Annotated in this window: 15 protein-coding genes; 11 read left to right on the plus strand and 4 right to left on the minus strand. The window is 62.4% G+C overall.

All coding sequences use genetic code 11. The features are described from left to right. Window positions 1-104: 104 nt before the first annotated feature. From J3351_RS08220 to J3351_RS08235, 4 genes are all read left to right on the plus strand, one after another. Complete coding sequence (locus J3351_RS08220; protein WP_097772959.1) at window positions 105-518, plus strand: CPBP family intramembrane glutamic endopeptidase; 414 nt, start codon at window positions 105-107, stop codon at window positions 516-518. Continuing rightward, window positions 515-1,003 carry a nucleoside deaminase gene (locus tag J3351_RS08225; RefSeq protein ID WP_005930211.1) on the plus strand — a complete coding sequence of 163 codons (489 nt, stop codon included), beginning with the start codon at window positions 515-517 and terminating at the stop codon, window positions 1,001-1,003. Before J3351_RS08220 ends, J3351_RS08225 begins: the two co-directional genes overlap by 4 nt. Window positions 1,004-1,249: 246 nt before the next feature. Further along, window positions 1,250-2,137, plus strand: a complete 888-nt coding sequence (ymfI, locus tag J3351_RS08230) for an elongation factor P 5-aminopentanone reductase (RefSeq protein ID WP_207697501.1) — start codon at window positions 1,250-1,252, stop codon at window positions 2,135-2,137. 79 nt (window positions 2,138-2,216) lie between these two features. Next, window positions 2,217-3,602: an RNA polymerase sigma factor gene (locus tag J3351_RS08235; RefSeq protein WP_005930202.1), complete on the plus strand. Its 1,386-nt coding sequence runs from the start codon at window positions 2,217-2,219 to the stop codon at window positions 3,600-3,602. Window positions 3,603-3,675: 73 nt separating this feature from the next. Here J3351_RS08235 and J3351_RS08240 read toward each other — a convergent pair whose 3' ends face one another. After that, the gene (locus tag J3351_RS08240; RefSeq protein ID WP_207697502.1) at window positions 3,676-4,557 is read right to left on the minus strand and encodes an ATP-binding protein; all 882 of its coding nucleotides are present in this window, start codon (window positions 4,555-4,557) and stop codon (window positions 3,676-3,678) included. A 252-nt stretch (window positions 4,558-4,809) separates the two neighbouring features. On the opposite strand from J3351_RS08240, the gene J3351_RS08245 reads away from it, so the two are divergent. The 7 genes from J3351_RS08245 (at window position 4,810) to J3351_RS08275 (ending at window position 13,468) form a co-directional block, all read left to right on the plus strand. Further along, window positions 4,810-5,478 carry a DUF4830 domain-containing protein gene (locus J3351_RS08245; RefSeq protein WP_207697503.1) on the plus strand — a complete coding sequence of 223 codons (669 nt, stop codon included), beginning with the start codon at window positions 4,810-4,812 and terminating at the stop codon, window positions 5,476-5,478. A gap of 188 nt (window positions 5,479-5,666) precedes the next feature. Beyond that, entirely contained in the window at window positions 5,667-5,930 is a 264-nt protein-coding gene (locus J3351_RS08250; RefSeq protein ID WP_005930193.1) for an HPr family phosphocarrier protein, read from the plus strand. Window positions 5,931-6,015: 85 nt separating this feature from the next. Next, window positions 6,016-7,662: a phosphoenolpyruvate--protein phosphotransferase gene (ptsP, locus tag J3351_RS08255; protein ID WP_005930190.1), complete on the plus strand. Its 1,647-nt coding sequence runs from the start codon at window positions 6,016-6,018 to the stop codon at window positions 7,660-7,662. 231 nt (window positions 7,663-7,893) lie between these two features. Continuing rightward, window positions 7,894-9,081: a cation diffusion facilitator family transporter gene (locus J3351_RS08260; RefSeq protein ID WP_156062025.1), complete on the plus strand. Its 1,188-nt coding sequence runs from the start codon at window positions 7,894-7,896 to the stop codon at window positions 9,079-9,081. Window positions 9,082-9,108: 27 nt separating this feature from the next. Then, the gene (locus tag J3351_RS08265) at window positions 9,109-10,293 is read left to right on the plus strand and encodes a pyridoxal phosphate-dependent aminotransferase (protein WP_207697504.1); all 1,185 of its coding nucleotides are present in this window, start codon (window positions 9,109-9,111) and stop codon (window positions 10,291-10,293) included. An 80-nt stretch (window positions 10,294-10,373) separates the two neighbouring features. Next, window positions 10,374-11,585 carry an NADP-dependent isocitrate dehydrogenase gene (locus J3351_RS08270; protein WP_005930182.1) on the plus strand — a complete coding sequence of 404 codons (1,212 nt, stop codon included), beginning with the start codon at window positions 10,374-10,376 and terminating at the stop codon, window positions 11,583-11,585. Between the two features lie 107 nt (window positions 11,586-11,692). Continuing rightward, window positions 11,693-13,468 carry a glycoside hydrolase family 2 protein gene (locus J3351_RS08275; protein WP_207697505.1) on the plus strand — a complete coding sequence of 592 codons (1,776 nt, stop codon included), beginning with the start codon at window positions 11,693-11,695 and terminating at the stop codon, window positions 13,466-13,468. 179 nt (window positions 13,469-13,647) lie between these two features. Here the strand turns inward: J3351_RS08275 and J3351_RS08280 are convergent, their stop codons facing one another. The 3 genes from J3351_RS08280 to pth all read right to left on the minus strand — a co-directional run bounded on the left by J3351_RS08280 (window position 13,648) and on the right by pth (window position 19,160). Beyond that, a complete protein-coding gene (locus tag J3351_RS08280) occupies window positions 13,648-14,760 on the minus strand; it encodes a foldase (protein WP_207697506.1) in 1,113 nt (370 codons plus the stop codon). A 175-nt stretch (window positions 14,761-14,935) separates the two neighbouring features. Further along, entirely contained in the window at window positions 14,936-18,397 is a 3,462-nt protein-coding gene (gene mfd / locus J3351_RS08285) for a transcription-repair coupling factor (protein WP_207697507.1), read from the minus strand. A 184-nt stretch (window positions 18,398-18,581) separates the two neighbouring features. Then, entirely contained in the window at window positions 18,582-19,160 is a 579-nt protein-coding gene (gene pth, locus J3351_RS08290; RefSeq protein WP_207697508.1) for an aminoacyl-tRNA hydrolase, read from the minus strand. Between the last annotated feature and the right edge of the window lie 126 nt (window positions 19,161-19,286).

A 19,286-nucleotide genomic window follows, 5' to 3' on the forward strand; every position in this document is an offset into this window, starting at 1 on the left:
CGGGCCGGAACATGATACAATGAACATCAGGCATTGCGGGGCGGTGCGCTGTGCGCCCGAAGCGGCGGGACAGCGCGGCCCCAAACGGAGAGGGGACGGAGAAGATGTCAGAACAGAACCGCCGCCTGCGGGCGGCAGGCATCGCGGCACTGGCCTGGGCCGGGCTGGCGGCGGTCTGGTGTGTGCTGGTTCCCGGCGGGGCGGCAGAGCTGCCGCAGGGCGTGCCCGGCACGCTGCGCAGCCTGCTGGTGCTGCCGCTGGCCGAGGAGCTGGTGTTCCGGGGGGCGCTGCTGCGCCTGCTGCGGCCGCTGGGGGAGCACCCGGCAAACCTCTGCCAGGCTGTGCTCTTTGCGGCCCTGCACGGAACGCTGACCGAAAAGTGCTACGCGCTGGGCATGGGGCTCATTTTCGGGTGGGCCGCAGAGCAGACCGACAGTCCTGCACCCGGGGTGGTGCTGCATATCCTGAACAATGGGCTGGTGCTGGCCCGGGCGCTGGCAGAAAGGGGAATGGGATGACCGACTATGAGCTGATGGGCGCGGCGCTGGAGGAGGCCGCACGGGCCGCCGCGCTGGGCGAGGTGCCCGTGGGCGCGGTGGTGGCCCGGAACGGCGAGATCATCGCCGCCGCCCACAACACCCGCGAGACCGAGAAAAACGCCCTCCACCACGCCGAGCTGCTGGCCATTGACGCGGCCTGCAAAAAGCTGGGCGGCTGGCGGCTGTGGCAGTGTGAGCTGTTTGTTACGCTGGAGCCCTGCCCCATGTGCAGCGGCGGCATCATCAACAGCCGGATCAGGCGGGTGGTGTACGGCGCGGCGGATACCAAGGCCGGGTGCTGCGGCAGCGTGACCGACCTGTTCGCCCTGCCCTTCAACCACCATCCGGTGGTGGAACGCGGCCTGCGGGCGGAGGAGGCGCAGGCGCTGCTGCAGGCGTTTTTCCTCCGGCTGCGGGAGCAGCGGGCCGCAAAGCCCCGCTGGAAACCGCCCGTGACCCCCTGAGAACGTGAAAAAAAGTGGGAACTGCGTGAAAAGACGGCGGTTCCCACTTTCTTTTTTCGCCGAATTGTGCTATATTATTTAATGGTAACTTGTCGAAACCACTCGCACAGACCAGCGGGCTCGCCGCAGGACCGGCCTTGACCGGAAAGAGGAGCAGAGCGCAGCCCATGGGTGCGGTGGAGGGCGGGACCTTCCTGCCTGCGGGATTTTTTGCAGGCAGAGAACAAACGGCAGGAGGGCTGACTCTTGTACGATGATGAATTTGAATTGACCTTTGACCTGAGCGATGAGGACAAGGCATCCCGGGTTCCTGAGCCGGAACAGGAGCCGGTGCAGGAAGCTGCGCCGGAACCGGCCGCGGAAACAGAACCGCCGGTGGAGCCTGTGCCGGAACCGGCAGTCCCTGCGGCCAACGGGCGCTGCGTGCTGATCTCGGGCGGCGACCGGGGCATCGGAGCCGCGGCGGCCCGCGCCTTCTGGCAGGCGGGCTACCGAGTGGCGGTGCTCTACCACACCCACGCCGAGGCGGCGGCGGCGCTGGAAAAGGCGCTGCCGGGCCTGCTGGCGGTCCAGTGCGATGTGGCCTCCCGCGCCAGCTGTGAGGTGGCGTTCCACACTGTGGAGCAGGCCGTGGGCCATGTGGATGTGCTGGTGAGCAACGCGGGCATTGCCCAGCAGAAGCTGTTCACCGATATCACCCCGGAGGAGTGGCAGCACATGCTGGACGTGAACCTGAGCGGCGCGTTCCACCTGTGCCAGCTGGCTCTGCCAGGCATGATCCGCCGCAAGGCGGGCCGCATCCTGACCGTGAGCAGCATGTGGGGCCAGACCGGCGGCAGCTGCGAGGTGCATTACTCCGCTGCCAAGGCGGGCCTGATCGGCCTGACTAAGGCCCTTGCCAAAGAGGAGGGGCCCAGCGGCATCACCGTGAACTGCGTGGCTCCGGGTGTCATCGACACCGATATGATGGCTGCCTTTACGGCAGAGGATAAGGCTGCGCTGGCCGAGGAGACTCCCGTGGGCCGCCTGGGCAGCGCGGACGAGGTGGCGCAGCTGCTGGTGTTCCTGGCAGGCGAAAGCGCCGGTTACATCACCGGGCAGGTGTTCGGCGTGAACGGCGGCCTGGTGATTTGAACCATCCCGCAGCGGCAAAACTTATGATACGATATCACTTACGGCGCAGCCAGCGCCGCGGTGAAAAGGAGAGAGCGAAATGGGCATGACTTTGAAGGAACTGTTGACGAAGGGCGAAGGCACCCTGACGGCGGGCGAGGCCAAGACACTGGCTTCCCAGTGCCGGATGGATGTGGAAACGCTTTACACGCTTCTGGAGGAGCGCGGCATCAAAATTCTGGATGACGAGGCCGACGGTGACACCAGCCTGGATGTGGAAGGCATCATGGCAGAGGTGGAAAGTGCCGAGGCAAACAGCGATGAGCTGGGCCTGGGCGATGAAAATGAGGACGACCCGGCAGAGGAGAACCCCGCAGACCTGAAGGCTGCCATGGATGAGCTGCTGGATGACCCTGTGAAGAACTACCTCAAGCAGATTGGCCAGATCCCGCTGCTGAGCGCGGAGCAGGAAGTGGACCTGAGCAAGCGCATCCACGCCGGTGCCGAGGCTGCCCACATCCTTCAGGCCGACCGCCAGAAGTACGGCGCGCCTGAGTACATCAAAAAGAACAGCGCCCGCTTCTCGTTCGAGGAGGATGAGAACAGCCGGAGCTATACCGAGGATCTGGACGAGGACGGCAACACCAAGTCCAGCGAGGATGACGAGGAAAAGGCTGCCGAAGAGGAGGCCATGGAGGCTGTTGAGAACGGCCCCCTGACGGAGGAGCGACGCCAGGAGCTGCTCAAGATCCGCCGCGACGGCCTGAACGCCCGCCGCAGCCTGAGCGAGGCCAACCTGCGTCTGGTGGTCTCCATCGCCAAGAAGCATGTCGGCCACAACCTGGCGTTCCTGGATCTGATTCAGGAGGGCAACATCGGCCTGATCAAGGCCGCCGAGAAGTTTGACTGCGACCGCGGCTTCCGCTTCTCCACCTACGCCACCTGGTGGATCCGTCAGGCCATCACCCGCGCCATTGCGGATCAGGCCCGCACCATCCGCATTCCGGTGCACATGGTCGAGACCATCAACCGGATGCGTCAGGCCACCAACCAGCTGGTCTACCAGAACGGCCACGAGCCCACCCCCGAGGAGCTGGCAAAGGCCATGGATATGAGCGTGGAGCGCGTGCGGGAGATCCAGCGCATGGCGCAGGAGCCCGCCAGCCTGGAAAGCCCCGTGGGCGAGGAAGAAGATTCCTCTCTGGGCGATTTCGTGGCCGACGAGAACGCCGAGGCCCCCGGCAAGGCAGCGGACCGCGCCATGGTGGCCCAGCAGATCAATCAGGCCCTCAAGAGCCTGACCCCCCGTGAGGAAAAGGTCATCCGCCTGCGCTTTGGTCTGGACGATGGCCGCCCCCGCACGCTGGAGGAGGTGGGCCGCGACTTCGGTGTCACCCGTGAGCGTGTCCGCCAGATCGAGGCCAAGGCCATCCGCAAGCTGCACAGCCGCAAGTGCCTGGCCCTGCTGAACGGCCTGATCGAGTGATCCTGAACTTACCGCTATGAGAAAGAGCCCCCGCCGGTCTATTCCGGCGGGGGCTCTTTTGGTGCTGTACAGGTCAGCAGCTGCGCAGCAGAAAGGCCATATAGAGGGGAAGGGTCAGGAGCGGCCCGTTTTTCCCGATATTATAGTCCCCGAGCTTGATTGCATGGGATACATGATATTTTTCAGGGTGGTTGAGGATCGTCTTTGTGCTTTTGACATTTCCGGAGCGGGCCTTTACCTCTACAAGGGTGCATTCTCCCTGATAACGGATCACAAAATCCACCTCGAGGCCGGAATCCTTGTGGAAATAGTAGAGCTTGCGCCCCATCTTGGTGAAGATATCGGCAATCAGGTTTTCAAAGATAGCACCTTTGTAGCCATAGAGGTCGCCTTGCAGGATGTCAAACTGCGTTCCGTCCTCCAGCATGCTGACGAACAGGCCGGTGTCGCACATATAGACCTTAAAGGTATCCTCTTCCGCGTTCCCATCCAGAGGCAGCTCGGTAATGGACAGATTGTGGCATCGTGTGATGATGCCGGCGTCCTCGATCCATTGCAGGCTTCCAGCATATTTTGCGGAGGTGGAGCCTTTTTTTACAACGGAATACTGGAATTTCTTGTTTTCCTTGGCAAGCTGGCGGGGAATGGACTGGAAACACTCCTTGATGCGGGACTTATCCTTTTTTTCCGCGTACTTTACCATGTCGTCCTCATAGGAACGAACGATGTCCCGCTGGATACGCAGGACCTCATCCATCTGCCTGCTGGTCACAAAGGTCTGGACAGCATCCGGCATTCCTCCCACAACGGTATATTGGAGCAAAAGCTGCCGCATCCGGTTGTGCAGCGCTTCCGGCACAGGAGAACCGGAGTCCAGAGAACTTTGCAGCAGCGCAATGACAGGTTCGGTGATGTCATTGGCCCATAAGAATTCTTCAAAATCCAGTGGGTACATTTCAAGAACCGTCTCCGATCCGACTGGAACAGATCTTGGTTCTTTGCCGTAGCCCTTTACGCCCAACTAAGAACAACTTTTTCAAGGGACTTCTTTGCGATAGCTGAAACTTTTTCGAGCGACTTTTTAACAGAAGAAGCAACTTTTTCAAATGACTCCTGCGCAGGAAAGTGGATCTGCCGCAGCGCGGTTATAATTCCTCTGCCCGCCCCATATATTCTTTTCAGAACAAAACGGGTGGGAGGGAACGGTATGTTTGTGGTAACGCTGAACAAGACGAGCTTGAAAAAGGTGGGGGCCGGTGCGCTCTGCTGTGCGCTGGTGATCTTCAGCGCCTTTCTGGGGCGGTACATCAGCACCCGCACGGTGGCGGCAGCGGCCGGGGTGAACCGGATCGAGAGCGCACAGGACATCCAGACCTGGTTCACGGGCTATGGGCTGGATGTGGACGGCACGTCCATCACGGCGGATAAGGTCAAGATCCCCCGCAAGTGGGACGACAGCTTCTCGGCCTTCAACGGGGTGGTACAGCAAAGCGGAATGGATCTTATCCGCTACAAAGGGAAAACCGTGGAAAAGTGGACCGCCCTGATCCCGGCGGCCAGCAGCGGAGAGACCAGCCGCTACGGCGTGCTGCTGGTCTACCGCAAAAAGGCTGTGGGGGCCTACCTGCTGGAAAAGCCGTCAGGCACGGTGATCGGCCTGAAGGATGCCCAGACCGCAATGGCGCAGGCTGAGCAGCAGGATGCCCAGCAGGTGTCCGGTGAGGATTACAGCGGCGACTGGGGAGAGCGCCATGATGAGGAGCTGGGCGCGGCCGGGCAGAGCCAGCAGACCAGCGGGGAGCCGGACTCCGTGGTGCCCGAGGAGGCGCAGTACACCGACCTGCCCCTGGATGCCGAGGGGTATCCTGTCGAATGAATCCGGTGGAAAATGGGGGCAAAACTTCTGTTCAATAGCACCAAAATTTCTGGCTAAAAATCAGCAATATGGAATGATGAAAAAATAACGAAGCGGGTTTATAATAATAGTAGCATCCCGCAGCAAAATCGGCTGCGTCCGGAGTGGCAGGACCGTCCGGATCTGAAACGGGATGAAGTAAGGAGAAAATGATTATGAAGGAATTCCAGTATACTGTTAAGGATGCATGCGGCATCCACGCTCGTCCGGCCGGTCTGCTCGTGAAGGTGGCCAAGGGCTTTGCCAGCACCGCTACCCTGGAAAAGGACGGCAAGAGCTGCGACCTGCGCAAACTGATGGCTCTGATGGGCATGGGTGTCAAGCAGGGCGACACCGTGACCGTGAAGGTGGAGGGCGACGATGAGGCCGCCGCTGCCGAGGCCATTCAGAAGTTCCTGACCGAGAACGTCTGATCTTTGAATCTGCGGACAAAAGCCCTTGCGGGAGACCCTGCGGGGGCTTTTTCGCACTAAAATTCTCAACAAAGGAGAGAGAACGATGCAGGTAGGAACCGGTAAAAGCATCCTGAACGGCATTGCCATCGGCAAGCTGAAAATTTACAAGAAAAAAGATACCGTGATTTCCACCGCCCAGGTCGCGGACACGGCGGCAGAGGAAGCCCGCTTTGAAGAGGCTCGGGCCAAGGCCATTGACCAGCAGACTGCCCTGTATGAAAAGGCACTGGCCGAGGCAGGCGAGGACATTGCCGAGGTGTTCAACATCCATGCCATGATGCTGGATGACGATGACTTTGTGGATGCCATCAAGGAGATCATCAACGGCCAGCACATGTGTGCGGAGTATGCCGTCAAGAAAGCGGGCGACAACCAGGCCGCCGTGTTTGCCGCCATGGACGACCCCTATTTACAGGCCCGCAGCGCCGATGTCATCGACATTGCCCAGGCCATGCTGGACATCCTGCAGGGCGTGGACAATGCCACCCTGCAGGGCACGGAGCCCAGCATTCTGGTGGCGGAGGATCTGGCACCCTCGGAGACGGTGCGGATGGACAAGAGCCTGCTGCTGGGCTTCATCACCCGGGAGGGCAGCTCCAACAGCCACACCGCCATTCTGGCCCGCAGCATGAACATCCCCGCCCTGATCCAGTGCAAGGAGATCCAGGAAGATTGGGACGGCAAGATGGCTGTGGTGGACGGCTACAACGCCTGCGTGTATGTGGACCCCACCCCCGATCTGCTGGAGAGCCTGAAAAAGCGCCAGCAGGAGGACCAGAAGAAGCTGGCCCTGCTGGCCGAGCTCAAGGGCAAACCCAACACCACGCTGGACGGCAAGACCGTGCAGGTCTTTGCCAACATCGGCGGCATGAGCGATGTGGGCGCGGTCCAGCAGAACGACGCGGGCGGCGTGGGCCTGTTCCGCACCGAATTCGTCTACCTGAACTGCACGGATTACCCCACCGAGGAATACCAGTTCGAGGCCTACAAGCAGGTGCTGGAGAGCCTGGCTCCCAAAAAGGTGGTTGTGCGCACCTGTGATATCGGCGCGGACAAGACCGTGGACTACATGAAGCTCGACCACGAGGACAACCCCGCGCTGGGCTACCGCGCCATCCGCATCTGCCTGACCCGCAAGGATTTCTTCAAGACCCAGCTGCGGGCCCTGCTGCGCGCTTCTGCCTACGGCAACATGAGCATTATGTTCCCCATGATCACCAGTCTGCGGGAGCTGCAGGATGCCAAGGCCGTGCTGGAGGAGTGCAAGGCAGAGCTGACCGCCGAGGGCAAGAAGTTCAGCGACAAGATCGAGGTGGGCACCATGATCGAGACCCCCGCCGCAGTTCTGGTGGCGGACGATCTGGCCCAGGAGTGCGATTTCTTCTCCATCGGCACCAACGACCTGACCCAGTACACCTGTGCGCTGGATCGCCAGAACGCCAAGCTGGAGCCCTTCTTTGACCCCCACCACCCCGCTGTGCTGAAGGCCATCCGGATGACCATTGAGGCGGGCCACCGCCACGGCATCTGGGTGGGCATCTGCGGTGAGCTGGGCGCGGATACCGCCCTCACCGAGACCTTCCTGCGGATGGGTGTGGACGAGCTGTCCATGAACGCCAAGAGCATCCTGCCCGTGCGCAAGATCATCCGCGGCGTGGATCTGAGCAAGCCCTCTGCCAAGAATGTCTGAGTTCCCCTGACGGAACTGTAAAAGGGGCTGCTGCGGCGCTCTCTGCCAACCAAAGTGTTGGCAAAGGGGCGCGCGGCAGCTCTTTTTTGATTGCAACAAGAAGCAAATTCACAAAACTGCCGCCTGACAAGCCGCAGTTTCATGGGTGAACGCTTCACAACGGTAAAGCTGGGTGCTATACTATACCTAAGTCGTATTTTTTGAACGCACCTCTGGAGATGAAAGATAGATATGACGCAATTTCTGATCCGCCGGTTCATCCGGCATCCCAATGATCCCCAGGACCCTGCCACCCGCACGGCCTACGGCAACCTTGCCAGTGGTGTGGGTATGGCCTGCAACCTGCTGCTCTGCCTGGGCAAGCTGCTGGCAGGCACCCTGTTCGGCTCCATCGCCATCATGGCGGATGCTTTGAACAACCTCTCGGACGCTTCGTCCAACGTAGTCAGCCTCATCGGCTTCCGGCTGGCCGCCAAGGCCCCGGATGCCGAGCATCCCTACGGCCACGCCCGCTATGAATATCTGGCCGGTCTGGTGGTCAGCGTGACCATCCTGGGCATCGGCTTTTCCCTGCTCAAGGAATCGGTGGTCAAGGTGTTCCACCCCACCCCCGTGGCGTTCAGCTGGCTGAGCGTGGGCGTGCTGGCCGCATCCATCCTCGTCAAGCTCTGGATGAGCGGCTTCAACCGCACCATCGGCCGCACCATCGGCTCCGAGACCCTGATGGCCACCGCCGCCGACAGCCGCAATGACGTGCTGACCACCGGCGCGGTGCTGGTCTCCACCGTGGTCTGCAGCCTGACGGGCTGGGCGCGGCTGGACGGCATCATGGGCGTGGCCGTGGCAGCCTTCATCCTCTGGTCGGGCTGGGGGCTGGTCATGGACACCCTGAGCCCCCTGCTGGGCGAGAGCCCCAGCCCGGAGCTGGTGGAGCACATTGAGCAGACGGTCATGGGCTACCCCGGCGTGCTGGGGATGCACGACCTCATGGTGCACGATTACGGCCCGGGGCATCAGTTCGCATCCCTCCACATCGAGTTCCCGGCAGAGACCGACCCGCTCAAGGCCCACGATGTCATCGACAACATCGAGAACGATTTTATAAAGCGGGACGGCCTGCAGGTGACCATTCACTATGACCCCATCGTCACCACCGATGCGGCGGTGGGCGTGCTGCGTACCCGCCTGATGGAAAAGGCCCGCCAGCTCGACCCCTGCCTTTCGATCCACGACCTGCGCATCGTGCCGGGTGATACCCATACGAATGTCCTGTTCGATCTGGAGTTCCCGGCGGGCTATACCGGGAACAAGGACGAGATGCTGGCCGCCATGTGCCAGTTCGTCCATGAGCAGGACCCGAAATACAGCTGTGTGGTGAAAGTAGAGCAGAGCTATGCGTCTGCTGCCCACGAAAAATAAATTTGTGTTTTAGAGGGGAAGGAACTTATGCTGAACGAAACTTACCGCGGGATGCTGGCCCACAAGAGCGTCATCCGCGAGACCTTTATGTACGGCAAGCAGCGCGCGGCCCAGATCGGTTACGAGAACGTGTTTGATTACTCGCTGGGCAACCCCAGTGTGCCCTGCCCGGAGCAGTTCACCGCCGCCATGCAGGAGCTGCTGGCACAGGAGGACCCGGTGGCCCTGCATGGCTACTGCCCCAGCCAGGGCGACCCGGAGTTCCGCACTGCCGTGGCGGCCCACCTGAACAGGACCTTCGGCCTGCCCTATGCGCAGAAGGATATCTTTCCCACCACGGGTGCGGCGGGTGCCATTGCCCACGCTGTGCGCGCCGTGACCCGGCCCGGGGATGAGGTGCTGACCTTTGCCCCCTACTTCCCGGAGTACGGCCCCTATGTGGAGGGCACCGGTGCCCATCTCAGGGTGGTGCCGCCCCAGGCCCCGGCCTTCCAGCCCAATCTGGAGGCCTTTGAGCAGATGCTGACCGAAAAGGTCACCTGCGTCCTCATCAACACCCCCAACAACCCCACCGGTGTGGTCTACTCTGCCGACACCCTGACCCGGCTGGCGGAGATCCTGACCGAGAAGAGCCGGGCCTACGGCCACAACATCTTCCTTGTCAGCGACGAGCCTTACCGGGATATCGCCTTTGATGGCAGGGCTGTGCCCTACCCGGCGGCGTTCTACCCCCACACCCTGACCTGCTTCTCCTTCTCCAAGAGCCTGAGTCTGCCTGGCGAGCGCCTGGGCTACGTGGCCGTGCGCCCCGACTGTGAGGGCGAGGAGGTGCTGGTGGATATGATGGCCCAGATCTCCCGCTTTACCGGCCACAACTGCCCGCCCAGCATCATCCAGCGCGCCGTGGGCCGCTGCCTGGATGTGACCAGCGACCTGAGCGTCTACGAGACCAATATGGATCTGCTTTACAACAAGCTGAAAGCGCTGGGCTTTGAGGTCGAGCGGCCCGGCGGCACCTTCTATCTCTTCCCCAAGGCACTGGAGGAGGATGCCAACGCCTTCTGCCGCAGGGCCCGGGAATTTGACCTGCTGCTGGTGCCCAGCGATACCTTTGGCGTAACGGGCTATGTCCGCCTTGCCTACTGCATCGACACCGAAAAGGTAAAGCGCAGCCTGCCCGCGCTGGAAAAGCTGGCGGCCGCGTATCAATAAAGCCGAACCTTCCGGCAGAGCATCTGGCAGTGCCGCCGGGGGTCACAGTATTTTTTGAAACAGAGGAAAGGGAAACTGTTATGGAAAAGATCAAGATGACCACGCCGCTGGTGGAGATGGATGGCGACGAGATGACCCGTGTGCTCTGGAAGATCATCAAGGAGGAGCTCATCCTGCCCTTTGTGGATCTGAAGACCGAGTACTACGATCTGGGCCTGCCCAACCGGGATGCCACCCAGGATCAGGTGACCATGGATGCCGCCCTTGCCAACAAGAAGTATGGCGTGGCAGTCAAGTGCGCCACCATCACCCCCAACGCCCAGCGCGTGGAGGAATACCACCTGCACCAGATGTGGAAAAGTCCCAACGGCACCATCCGCGCCGTGCTGGACGGCACCGTGTTCCGCGCGCCGATCATGATCGACAGCATCAAGCCGGTGGTCAAGAACTGGACAAAGCCCATCACCATTGCCCGCCACGCCTACGGCGACGTGTACAAGTGCACCGAGTTCCGCATCCCCGGCCCCGGCAGGGCGGAGCTGATCTACACCGGCGACGACGGCTCCCGGCAGGCCGCCACGGTCTACAACTTTGAGTGTGCCGGTGTCCTGCAGGGCCAGTACAACAAGGACACCTCCATCTACAGCTTTGCCCGCAGCTGCTTCAACTACGCGCTGGAAAGCAAACAGGATCTCTGGTTTGGTGCCAAGGACACCATCTCCAAGAAGTATGACCACACCTTCAAGGACATCTTCCAGGAGGTGTACGATGCCGAGTACCGGGAAAAGTTCGAGGCCGCAGGAATCACCTATTTCTACAGCCTGATCGATGACATTGTGGCCCGTGTCATCCGCAGCGAGGGCGGCTTTGTCTGGGCCTGCAAGAACTACGACGGCGACGTGATGAGCGATATGGTCTCCACTGCCTTTGGCTCGCTGGCCATGATGACCAGCGTTCTGGTCAGCCCGGACGGCAACTATGAGTACGAGGCCGCCCACGGCACCGTGACCCGCCACTACTACAAGTACCTCAAGGGCGAGGCCACCTCCACCAACCCCATGGCCACCATCTTTGCCTGGAGCGGTGCCCTGAAAAAGCGCGGCGAGCTGGACAGTCTGCCCGCGCTGGTCCGGTTTGGCGAGGCGCTGGAGGCCGCCAGCCTGCAGACCCTCAATGACGGTATTATGACCAAAGACCTCTGCGGCCTGGCGGAGGGCATCACTCCCACCCAGGTGAACAGCGAGGAATTCATCCAGGCCATCCGCACCCGGCTGGAAGCAAAACTGGCATAAGCGCTGCATCACGGCCCCTGCCCCGGAACCCCGGCGGCGGGGGCTTTTTGCGCCTATACAAGGCGGTTGGCCTGTGCTACAATGGGAGCAGAAAAGGCGGTGACAGTATGCAGCATCATCCTCTGCCCGAATACCCCCGCCCGGCCCTGCGGCGGGACAGCTATGAGAACCTGAACGGCCTGTGGCAGTACGCCATCACCAGCTCTGCGGGACTGCCCGCAAAGTGGGACGGCGACATTCTGGTGCCCTACTCCCCGGAGACGAAAGCCTCCGGCGTGGGGCGCACCCTGCAGCCCGGGGCGTGGCTCCACTACCACCGGAGCTTTGTGCCCCCGGCGGGCACCGGCGGGCGGGTGCTGCTCCACTTCGGGGCCGTGGACTATGCCTGCGCCGTGCAGGTCAACGGCCATCTGGTGGGGGGCCACCGGGGCGGCTACTGGCCCTTTGCGCTGGATATCACCGATGCGTTGAACCCTGCCAGCCATGACCGGCTCTGGGTGGCGGTGCAGGACCCCACTGGCACCGGCGTGCAGGCCCGGGGCAAGCAGACCCTCCGGCCCGGCGGGATGTTCTACCCGGCCCAGAGCGGCATCTGGCAGACCGTCTGGCTGGAGCGTGTGCCGGAAAATTACATCACGGAGCTGACCGTCACCCCGGACTATGATGCCCGCACCGTGACCGTGAAAGCCCATACTTCCCTGCCCGGCGGGGCGGCGAACCTGTGGGCCGTGGTGCGGGCCGGGGGCGTGACCATTGCCGAGGACTGGGGCAGTGACGAGGCCGACCGGGACGGTGCGGTGACCCTGCACATCCCGGAGGAGCATTTCTTCCCGTGGAGCCCGGACAGCCCGTTTTTGTACGACCTGACCGTGGGCACCACACAGGGAGAAGAGGAGCAGCGCGACACCGTGCACAGCTACTTTGCCCTGCGCAAGTGGAGCTGTGCGCCGGATGCCCACGGGATCATGCGCTTCTGCCTGAATGGCAGGCCCATCCTGCTCAACGGCCTGCTGGATCAGGGCTACTGGCCCGAGGGCCTGTACACCCCGCCCAGTGATGGGGTAGTGGTGCGGGAACTGCAGACCATAAAAGAGCTGGGCTTCAACCTCCTGCGCAAGCACGCCAAGATCGAGCCGCAGCGCTGGTATTACCACTGCGATAAGCTGGGCCTCATCGTCTGGCAGGACATGGTGAACGGCGGCGGGCCCTACAAGCTCTGGCTCGTGACCTACCTGACCAACGTGTTCCAGCCGCTGCTCCGCCGCCTGCCCGACGCAAGGCCCCTCTGGGGCCTGCTGGGCCGCGAAACGGAAGCGGGCAGGGAAGAATATGCCCGGGAGCTGGAAGCCACGGTAAAGGCCCTGCAGTGCCACCCCTGCGTGGGCTGCTGGGCGCCCTTCAATGAGGGGTGGGGGCAGTTCGATGCCGCCGGGGCCGTGGAGGCCGTCCGCAGGCTGGACGATACCCGCCTTGTGGACGAGGCCAGCGGCTGGTACGATCAGGGCGGGGGAGATGTGGATTCCCTGCACAACTATTTCTACCCGCTCCGGGTCAGGCCCCGGAGCCGGGTGGTGGCCCTGAGCGAATACGGCGGCATTGCCTGGCCCATGCCCGGCCATGAGCCGCCCCGCAGGGCGTATGGCTACGGCACGGCAAAGAGCCGGGCCGAGCTGACCGCCCGCTGGAAAAAGCTGCAATTGGAAACGGTGCTCCCCCAGCTGAAAAAGGGGCTTTCGGCCCTGGTGTACACCCAGGTGAGCGATGTGGAGGACGAGGTGAACGGCCTGTTCACCTACGACCGCGCCGCCATCAAGCCCGACCCCGCCGCTGTGCGTGCCGTGAACCAGGCGCTGGAAGCGGCGTTTGAGAAGATCGTAGAATAAAAAAGAAGGCTGTTACCCTGTAACTCCCTCAGTCACGGCTTCGCCGTGCCAGCTCCCTCTCGGAGGGAGCCTTGGCGTAACGGTGAACTGTGAAAGCCTCCCTCTCAGAGGGAGGTGGCATCGCGTCAGCGATGACGGAAGGAGTTTAGGCAACAGCCTTTTTGCATATCAATAAAAACTTAGTTGGTGCTGCTGTTTACGATCTTGGAAGCGGGCATCCTGTTCATGGCGGAGCTGCTCAGATTGTGCTCCAGAGAAGCGCCGTAGGCGGTCAGCGCCTCGGAGAGCTCCTCCCCCTTCATATCGTTGAGCACCTGTCCGCGCAGGTCGTCCAGCGCCTTCAGGCTCAGCGGGTCGAGCCGCAGGGCGGCCATCAGGGCGTAGCTGTTGTACTTCACAGCCGCTGCCTGCCCGATGGACAGGCCCCGGATGGTGTCGGCGGCACCCTCTGCAGTAAAGGCAGAGGTCACGGTGCTGTCCCCGATGAGCTCCAGAGAAGGTGCATTGGAATCGGAGGAATAGGTGGAGCCCAGCACGGCGTAGACCTCCGGCAGGGCGGAGGTGACCACGCTGGAGAAGTAGCCCAGCAGGGCGCTGCTGTCGGCGGCAGCGGCGGCGTTGGTCTGGTCCACAGCAGCCTGGGTCAGGGCCAGCATCTGGGTGATCTGGTCGTCATCGGCAGAGGCATAGGTGCTGGTGTTGTAGAGCGGGATGGTGTAATAGGCCAGCTCATACATGTTGTTCTCCAGATGGCTGGTCAGGTCGGCATCCGACAACGGGGTCTCGCCGTCCACGCCGTAGACCAGCTCCAGCAGGTCGCTGCTCTTGATGAGGATGCGCTCAAACCGCTGGACGGTGTTCAGGCCGATGCCGTTGGCCTTGTAGGTGTCGCCGTACTGCTCCATCAGCTGGGAGGCGTAGCTGTCGGCCTGTGCTTCCTCTTCTGCGGTCAGCTGGCCGCCCAGCTCCTCAAAGCGGGTCTCGATGGCGGCGTAGGTCTCAAGGTTCTCCATGGTTTTCTGGCTCACATAGTCGCTGACGGTGGCGGTCTCGCCGCTGTCGGCATCCACGGTGATGGTCTGCTTCAGGAAGGCCTTCACATCGGTGGCATCCTGCTCCGAGGTGGCCAGATCGGCGGCCTTCTGGTAAGCGTCGTACTGGGCCAGCAGATACAGGCCCGAGGTGATGTCCACCGTGCCGATGGTGCCCACCGAATCCGGGGTGGAGCCGCAGGCGGCAAGGGAAAATACCATTGCCACGGCGGCAAGAAGTGCGATCAGTTTCTTTTTCATTGTTATGCTCCTGTCGTTCGGATCGCCCGCCCTCTCCGTCAGCGCAAGCGCGCTGCCACCTCTCCCAAGGGGAGAGGCTTTGGCAATTCCCCGCAAGGTCTTGGGGAGCCGCCAGAGGCTCCCCCTTTGGGGGAGCTGGCAAAGCCTATTGGCTTTGACTGAGAGGGTGAGGCCGTTAATCTTTCAAAATATCCTGCATCGCCCGGAGGATGCTCTGCAGCAGCTCCAGCGGCTTTTCCTCTTTTTGCAGGGTGACGGAGAGGTAGGGCTTTGCACCGGCCCCGGTGACAACGCGGCCGTTGAAGGCCACCAGCAGGCCCTGGATCATCCGGAGGTCCAGCTGCTCTACCTGCAGCACCAGAGTGTCCTTCTTCTGGGTCACCTCGTACACGCCCACGGCGGTGGCCTGCACCCGCGCCAGCGAGACATTGACCAGATCGCTGACCGAGGGCGGCGGGTCGCCGTAGCGGTCGATGAGCTCGTCCAGCACATCGGCGGCATCCTCGGGGGTCTGGATGGCGGCGATCCGCTTGTAGGCTTCAATGCGGCCCGGCCCGTCGGCAATGTACGTTTCGGGGATGTAGGCATCCACCCGCAGGTCGATCAGGCACTCGCTCTTGTCGCGCTGCACAGGCTCGCCCTTGGCCCGGGCGATGGCCTGCCCCAGCATCTTTACATAGAGGTCGTAGCCCACGGCCTCCATGTGGCCGTGCTGGCTGTGGCCCAGCAGACTGCCTGCGCCGCGGATCTGGAGATCGCGCATGGCGATGCGGAAGCCGGAGCCGAAGGCCGTGAACTCCCGGATGGCGGAAAGCCGCTTCTGGGCGATGTCGGTCAGGGTCTTGTCCCGCCGGAAGGTGAAGTAGGCATAGGCCTTGCGGCCGGAGCGGCCCACCCGGCCCCGGATCTGGTACAGCTGGGCAAGGCCCATCCGGTCGGCATCCTCAATGATAAGGGTGTTGCAGTTGCGCACATCGATGCCCGTTTCGATCAGGGTGGTGCAGACCAGAATGTCGATCTCGCCGTTGAGCAGATGCTGCCAGACCGGGTTCAGCTCCTCCTCGGTCATCTTGCCGTGGGCAATGCCCACCCGGGCACCGGGAACCAGCTGGCTGACATGGGCGGCGGTGGACTCGATGTTGTCCACCCGGTTGTGCAGGTAGTACACCTGACCGCCCCGGGCCAGCTCCTTCTTCATGGCTTCGGCAAGGATGACATCGTTGTACTCCAGCACAAAGGTCTCCACGGGCTGGCGCTCAATGGGCGGCTGCTCGATGGTGGACAGGTCGCGGATGCCGCTCATGGCCATGTTCAGGGTGCGGGGGATGGGCGTGGCCGAGAGAGTCAGCATATCCACGCCGATGAAGTTTTCCTTCAGCTTCTCCTTGTGCTTCACGCCGAACCGCTGCTCCTCATCGATGATGACAAGGCCCAGGTCGTGGAAGCGCACATCCTTGGAGAGCAGGCGGTGGGTGCCCACCACAATGTCCACGCTGCCGGACTGCAGGCCCCGCAGGGTCTCCTTTTGCTGTTTCGCGGTGCGGAAACGGGAGAGCATCCCCACCTTGACCGGGAAGACCTCCATCCGGGAGAGCAGGGTGTTGTAGTGCTGCCAGGCCAGCAGGGTGGTGGGGGCCAGAAGGGCGCACTGCTTGCCGCCCATTACGCACTTGAAGGCCGCGCGCAGGGCAACTTCGGTCTTGCCCACGCCCACGTCGCCGCAGAGCAGGCGGTCCATCGGGTAGGGCTTTTCCATGTCCTGCTTGATCTCGGCGGTGGCGTGGAGCTGGTCGTCGGTCTCGTCGTACTCAAAGCGGGTCTCAAAATCGTTCTGCCAGTCGCCGTCGGGCGGGAAGGCGTATCCCTGTGCCTGCCTGCGCCGGGCGTACAGCTCAATGAGCTCCTGGGCCATCTCTTCGGTGGCTTTTTTCACCTTGGCGCGGGTGCGCTGCCATTCGGTGCCGCCCAGCTTGGCCAGCTTCACCTTTTCCTCGTCGCCGGGGGCGGTGTAGCGGCTGAGCAGGTCCAGCTGGGTCACCGGCACATAGAGCACATCGGAGCCGGAATACTGGATCTTCAGGTAGTCCTTGATGGCACCCTGTACTTCCAGCCGCTGGATGCCCGCGTACATGCCGATGCCGTGGCTCTGGTGCACCACATAGTCTCCGGGCTTGATGTCCGAAAGGCTGGACAGAGCGTTTTTGTTCTTTTTGCGCTTTTTGCTCTCGGCGGCGGCTTCTTCATCCAGCCCGTGCCGCCGGGAGGAGATGACCGCCGCGTGGGCAAAGGGGAAGGTGCAGCCTGCAGTCAGGTGGCCGGGCAGCACCTGCACGATGCCCTTGGCCGGGCGCACGTCCCGGCTCATGCTCACGGAGTAGCCCTTGTCCGTCAGATCCCGGGTCAGGGCGGCGGCACCCTTGGGGGTGCCGGAGAAGAGGGTAACGGCATAGCCCTGGGCGATCAGCGGGTCAAGATCCTCCCGCAGAGAGGCCAGGTCGCCGCCCCAGTTGGGGGCCGCAAAGGCCTCCACGTTGATGAGGTCCTTCAGCTTGAATTCGTTCATCCCCCGCAGGAAGTTCTCACACAGCAGGGTGCTCTGTTTCTGGGCCGCAATGGCAAGGTCGTCCATGGTCTGGTAGAGCACGTCCAGCCCGGGGCAGAGCACACCCTCCTCCAGCAGGCCGGTCAGCTCCTCGCCCCGGCGGTACTCGGTGGCCTTCTGGGCATCCCGGATGCCGCCCACCTCGTCCAGCACAAAGATGGGGCTGTCCAGATGGTCCAGCAGGGTGGCGGGCTGCGGGTAGCGGATGCCATAATACTTGTCCATGGCTTCGGGCATCAGGCCGGAATCCAGCTGGGCAAGGTCGGCCTCTGTGGCCTTTTCCATGGCGGTGCGTTTTTTGCCCCGCGCCTTTTTGATGGCTTCGCGCAGGGCCTCAGCCGTCTCGGCGGTGCTGCCGAACAGCACCTCGCGGGCGGGGGAAAGGTAGATCTTTTCCAGGCTGCCGTCCCGGCGCTGGGTCAGCAGGTCGAAGGAGGCCAGCGAATCGATCTCATCGTCCCAGTATTCCACACGGGCGGGCTGGTGCATGTCCGGCGCGTAGATGTCCACGATATCGCCGCGCACGCTGAACTGGCCCGGGCCGTCCACCTGACTGCGCCGGACGTACCCGGCGGCAAAGAGCCGCGCCACCAGCGCTTCCCGATTGTAGACCATGCCGGGCTTGAGGGTGAGAGTGTTCCGCAGGAACTCATCCCGGGGCACCGTGTATTGCAGCAGCGCCTCGGCGGGCACGCAGACGGCGTTCAGCCGCCCGCCCGCCAGCGCGCCCAGCACCGACAGGCGGCGGTACTCGTATTCGCGGCCCGCGCCCTCCACTGGCCGCAGCATGAAGTCCCGGGGTGGGAACACCGCCGCGGTCAGGCCCAGCGCCTTGAGGTCGTCCGCAAAGTGGGTGGCCTCGGCCTCGCCGGGGGTCACGATGCAGACCAGCCGTCCCAGATCCTTCTGCAAAGCGGCATACAGCAGGGCACGGCCCGCAGGCGGCAGGCCGAACAGCGCCGCCGGGCCCGGGGTGTGCAGGCTCTCCGCGATCTTCTGATATTCCGGTGTGGCCTTGAGTAAGGCTTCGTACATGGGAAAACCTCCTTTCTCAAAACCCTCTCAGTCATCGCTGGCGCGATGCCAGCTCCCCCGAAAGGGGGAGCTTTTGACAAAGAGATTTTGTTTATCGTTTAAGGGAAAGTTTATGGGGTGATGCGGAAAAGCTCCCCCCTCGGGGGAGCTGTCGCCGTCAGGCGACTGAGAGGGTTCGTTCCGCTTACCCATTATACTTGCTCTGCGCCAGCCCCAGCTTACCGTCCATGATGAGCTTGGCCGCTGCCTCCAGGTCGGGGTAGCGGTCGGCCATGGCTTTGGCATCCTCGGGCGGGAACTTGCCCAGCACCCAATCGGCAAGGTCATAGTCCGGGCGGGGCTTAGCACCCACGCCGATGCGGATGCGGGGGAAGTTCTCCCCGCCCAGCCGGGCAATGATGCTCTTCAGGCCGTTGTGCCCGCCTGCTGAGCCGGAGGGCCGGATGCGCAGCTTGCCGGGGGCCTGGGTGATATCGTCGCACAGGACGATGACGTGGTCAGCAGGGATCTTGAAAAAGCCCGCCAGCGGGGCGATGGAATCGCCGGAGAGGTTCATGTAGGTCAGGGGTTTCAGCAGCACCACCTTGTGGCCGTCCACCTCGCCCTGGCCCCACAGGCCCTGAAACTTGGTTTTGCTGACGCTGATGCCCCATTTGCCCGCCAGAGAGTCCAGCGCGGCAAAGCCCGCGTTGTGGCGGGTGCCCTCGTATTTTGCTTCCGGGTTGCCAAGCCCTGCAATGAGCCAGATATCGTTTTCATTCATGATAGGATCATACCTTTTCCTGATAATAGTGTGATACAACATCTAAGTATAACATACGCGCGCGCAAAAAGATATACATTATAAGCAAAAAATGCCCCCGTGCCGCAGGGCACAGGGGCAAAAGGG

Source organism: Faecalibacterium sp. Marseille-Q0746, from assembly GCF_017377595.1.
Taxonomy (GTDB): Bacteria; Bacillota; Clostridia; order Oscillospirales; family Ruminococcaceae; genus Faecalibacterium; species Faecalibacterium duncaniae.

What these genes read in the sequence shown, in the direction of transcription:
- J3351_RS08220 (WP_097772959.1), top strand. Translation starts at nt 105, where the DNA reads ATGTCAGAACAGAACCGCCGCCTGCGGGCGGCAGGCATCGCGGCACTG.
- J3351_RS08225 (WP_005930211.1), top strand. Translation starts at nt 515, where the DNA reads ATGACCGACTATGAGCTGATGGGCGCGGCGCTGGAGGAGGCCGCACGG.
- J3351_RS08235 (WP_005930202.1), top strand. Translation starts at nt 2,217, where the DNA reads ATGGGCATGACTTTGAAGGAACTGTTGACGAAGGGCGAAGGCACCCTG.
- J3351_RS08240 (WP_207697502.1), bottom strand. Translation starts at nt 4,557, where the DNA reads ATGTACCCACTGGATTTTGAAGAATTCTTATGGGCCAATGACATCACC.
- J3351_RS08245 (WP_207697503.1), top strand. Translation starts at nt 4,810, where the DNA reads ATGTTTGTGGTAACGCTGAACAAGACGAGCTTGAAAAAGGTGGGGGCC.
- J3351_RS08250 (WP_005930193.1), top strand. Translation starts at nt 5,667, where the DNA reads ATGATTATGAAGGAATTCCAGTATACTGTTAAGGATGCATGCGGCATC.
- ptsP (WP_005930190.1), top strand. Translation starts at nt 6,016, where the DNA reads ATGCAGGTAGGAACCGGTAAAAGCATCCTGAACGGCATTGCCATCGGC.
- J3351_RS08260 (WP_156062025.1), top strand. Translation starts at nt 7,894, where the DNA reads ATGACGCAATTTCTGATCCGCCGGTTCATCCGGCATCCCAATGATCCC.
- J3351_RS08265 (WP_207697504.1), top strand. Translation starts at nt 9,109, where the DNA reads ATGCTGAACGAAACTTACCGCGGGATGCTGGCCCACAAGAGCGTCATC.
- J3351_RS08270 (WP_005930182.1), top strand. Translation starts at nt 10,374, where the DNA reads ATGGAAAAGATCAAGATGACCACGCCGCTGGTGGAGATGGATGGCGAC.
- J3351_RS08275 (WP_207697505.1), top strand. Translation starts at nt 11,693, where the DNA reads ATGCAGCATCATCCTCTGCCCGAATACCCCCGCCCGGCCCTGCGGCGG.
- J3351_RS08280 (WP_207697506.1), bottom strand. Translation starts at nt 14,760, where the DNA reads ATGAAAAAGAAACTGATCGCACTTCTTGCCGCCGTGGCAATGGTATTT.
- mfd (WP_207697507.1), bottom strand. Translation starts at nt 18,397, where the DNA reads ATGTACGAAGCCTTACTCAAGGCCACACCGGAATATCAGAAGATCGCG.
- pth (WP_207697508.1), bottom strand. Translation starts at nt 19,160, where the DNA reads ATGAATGAAAACGATATCTGGCTCATTGCAGGGCTTGGCAACCCGGAA.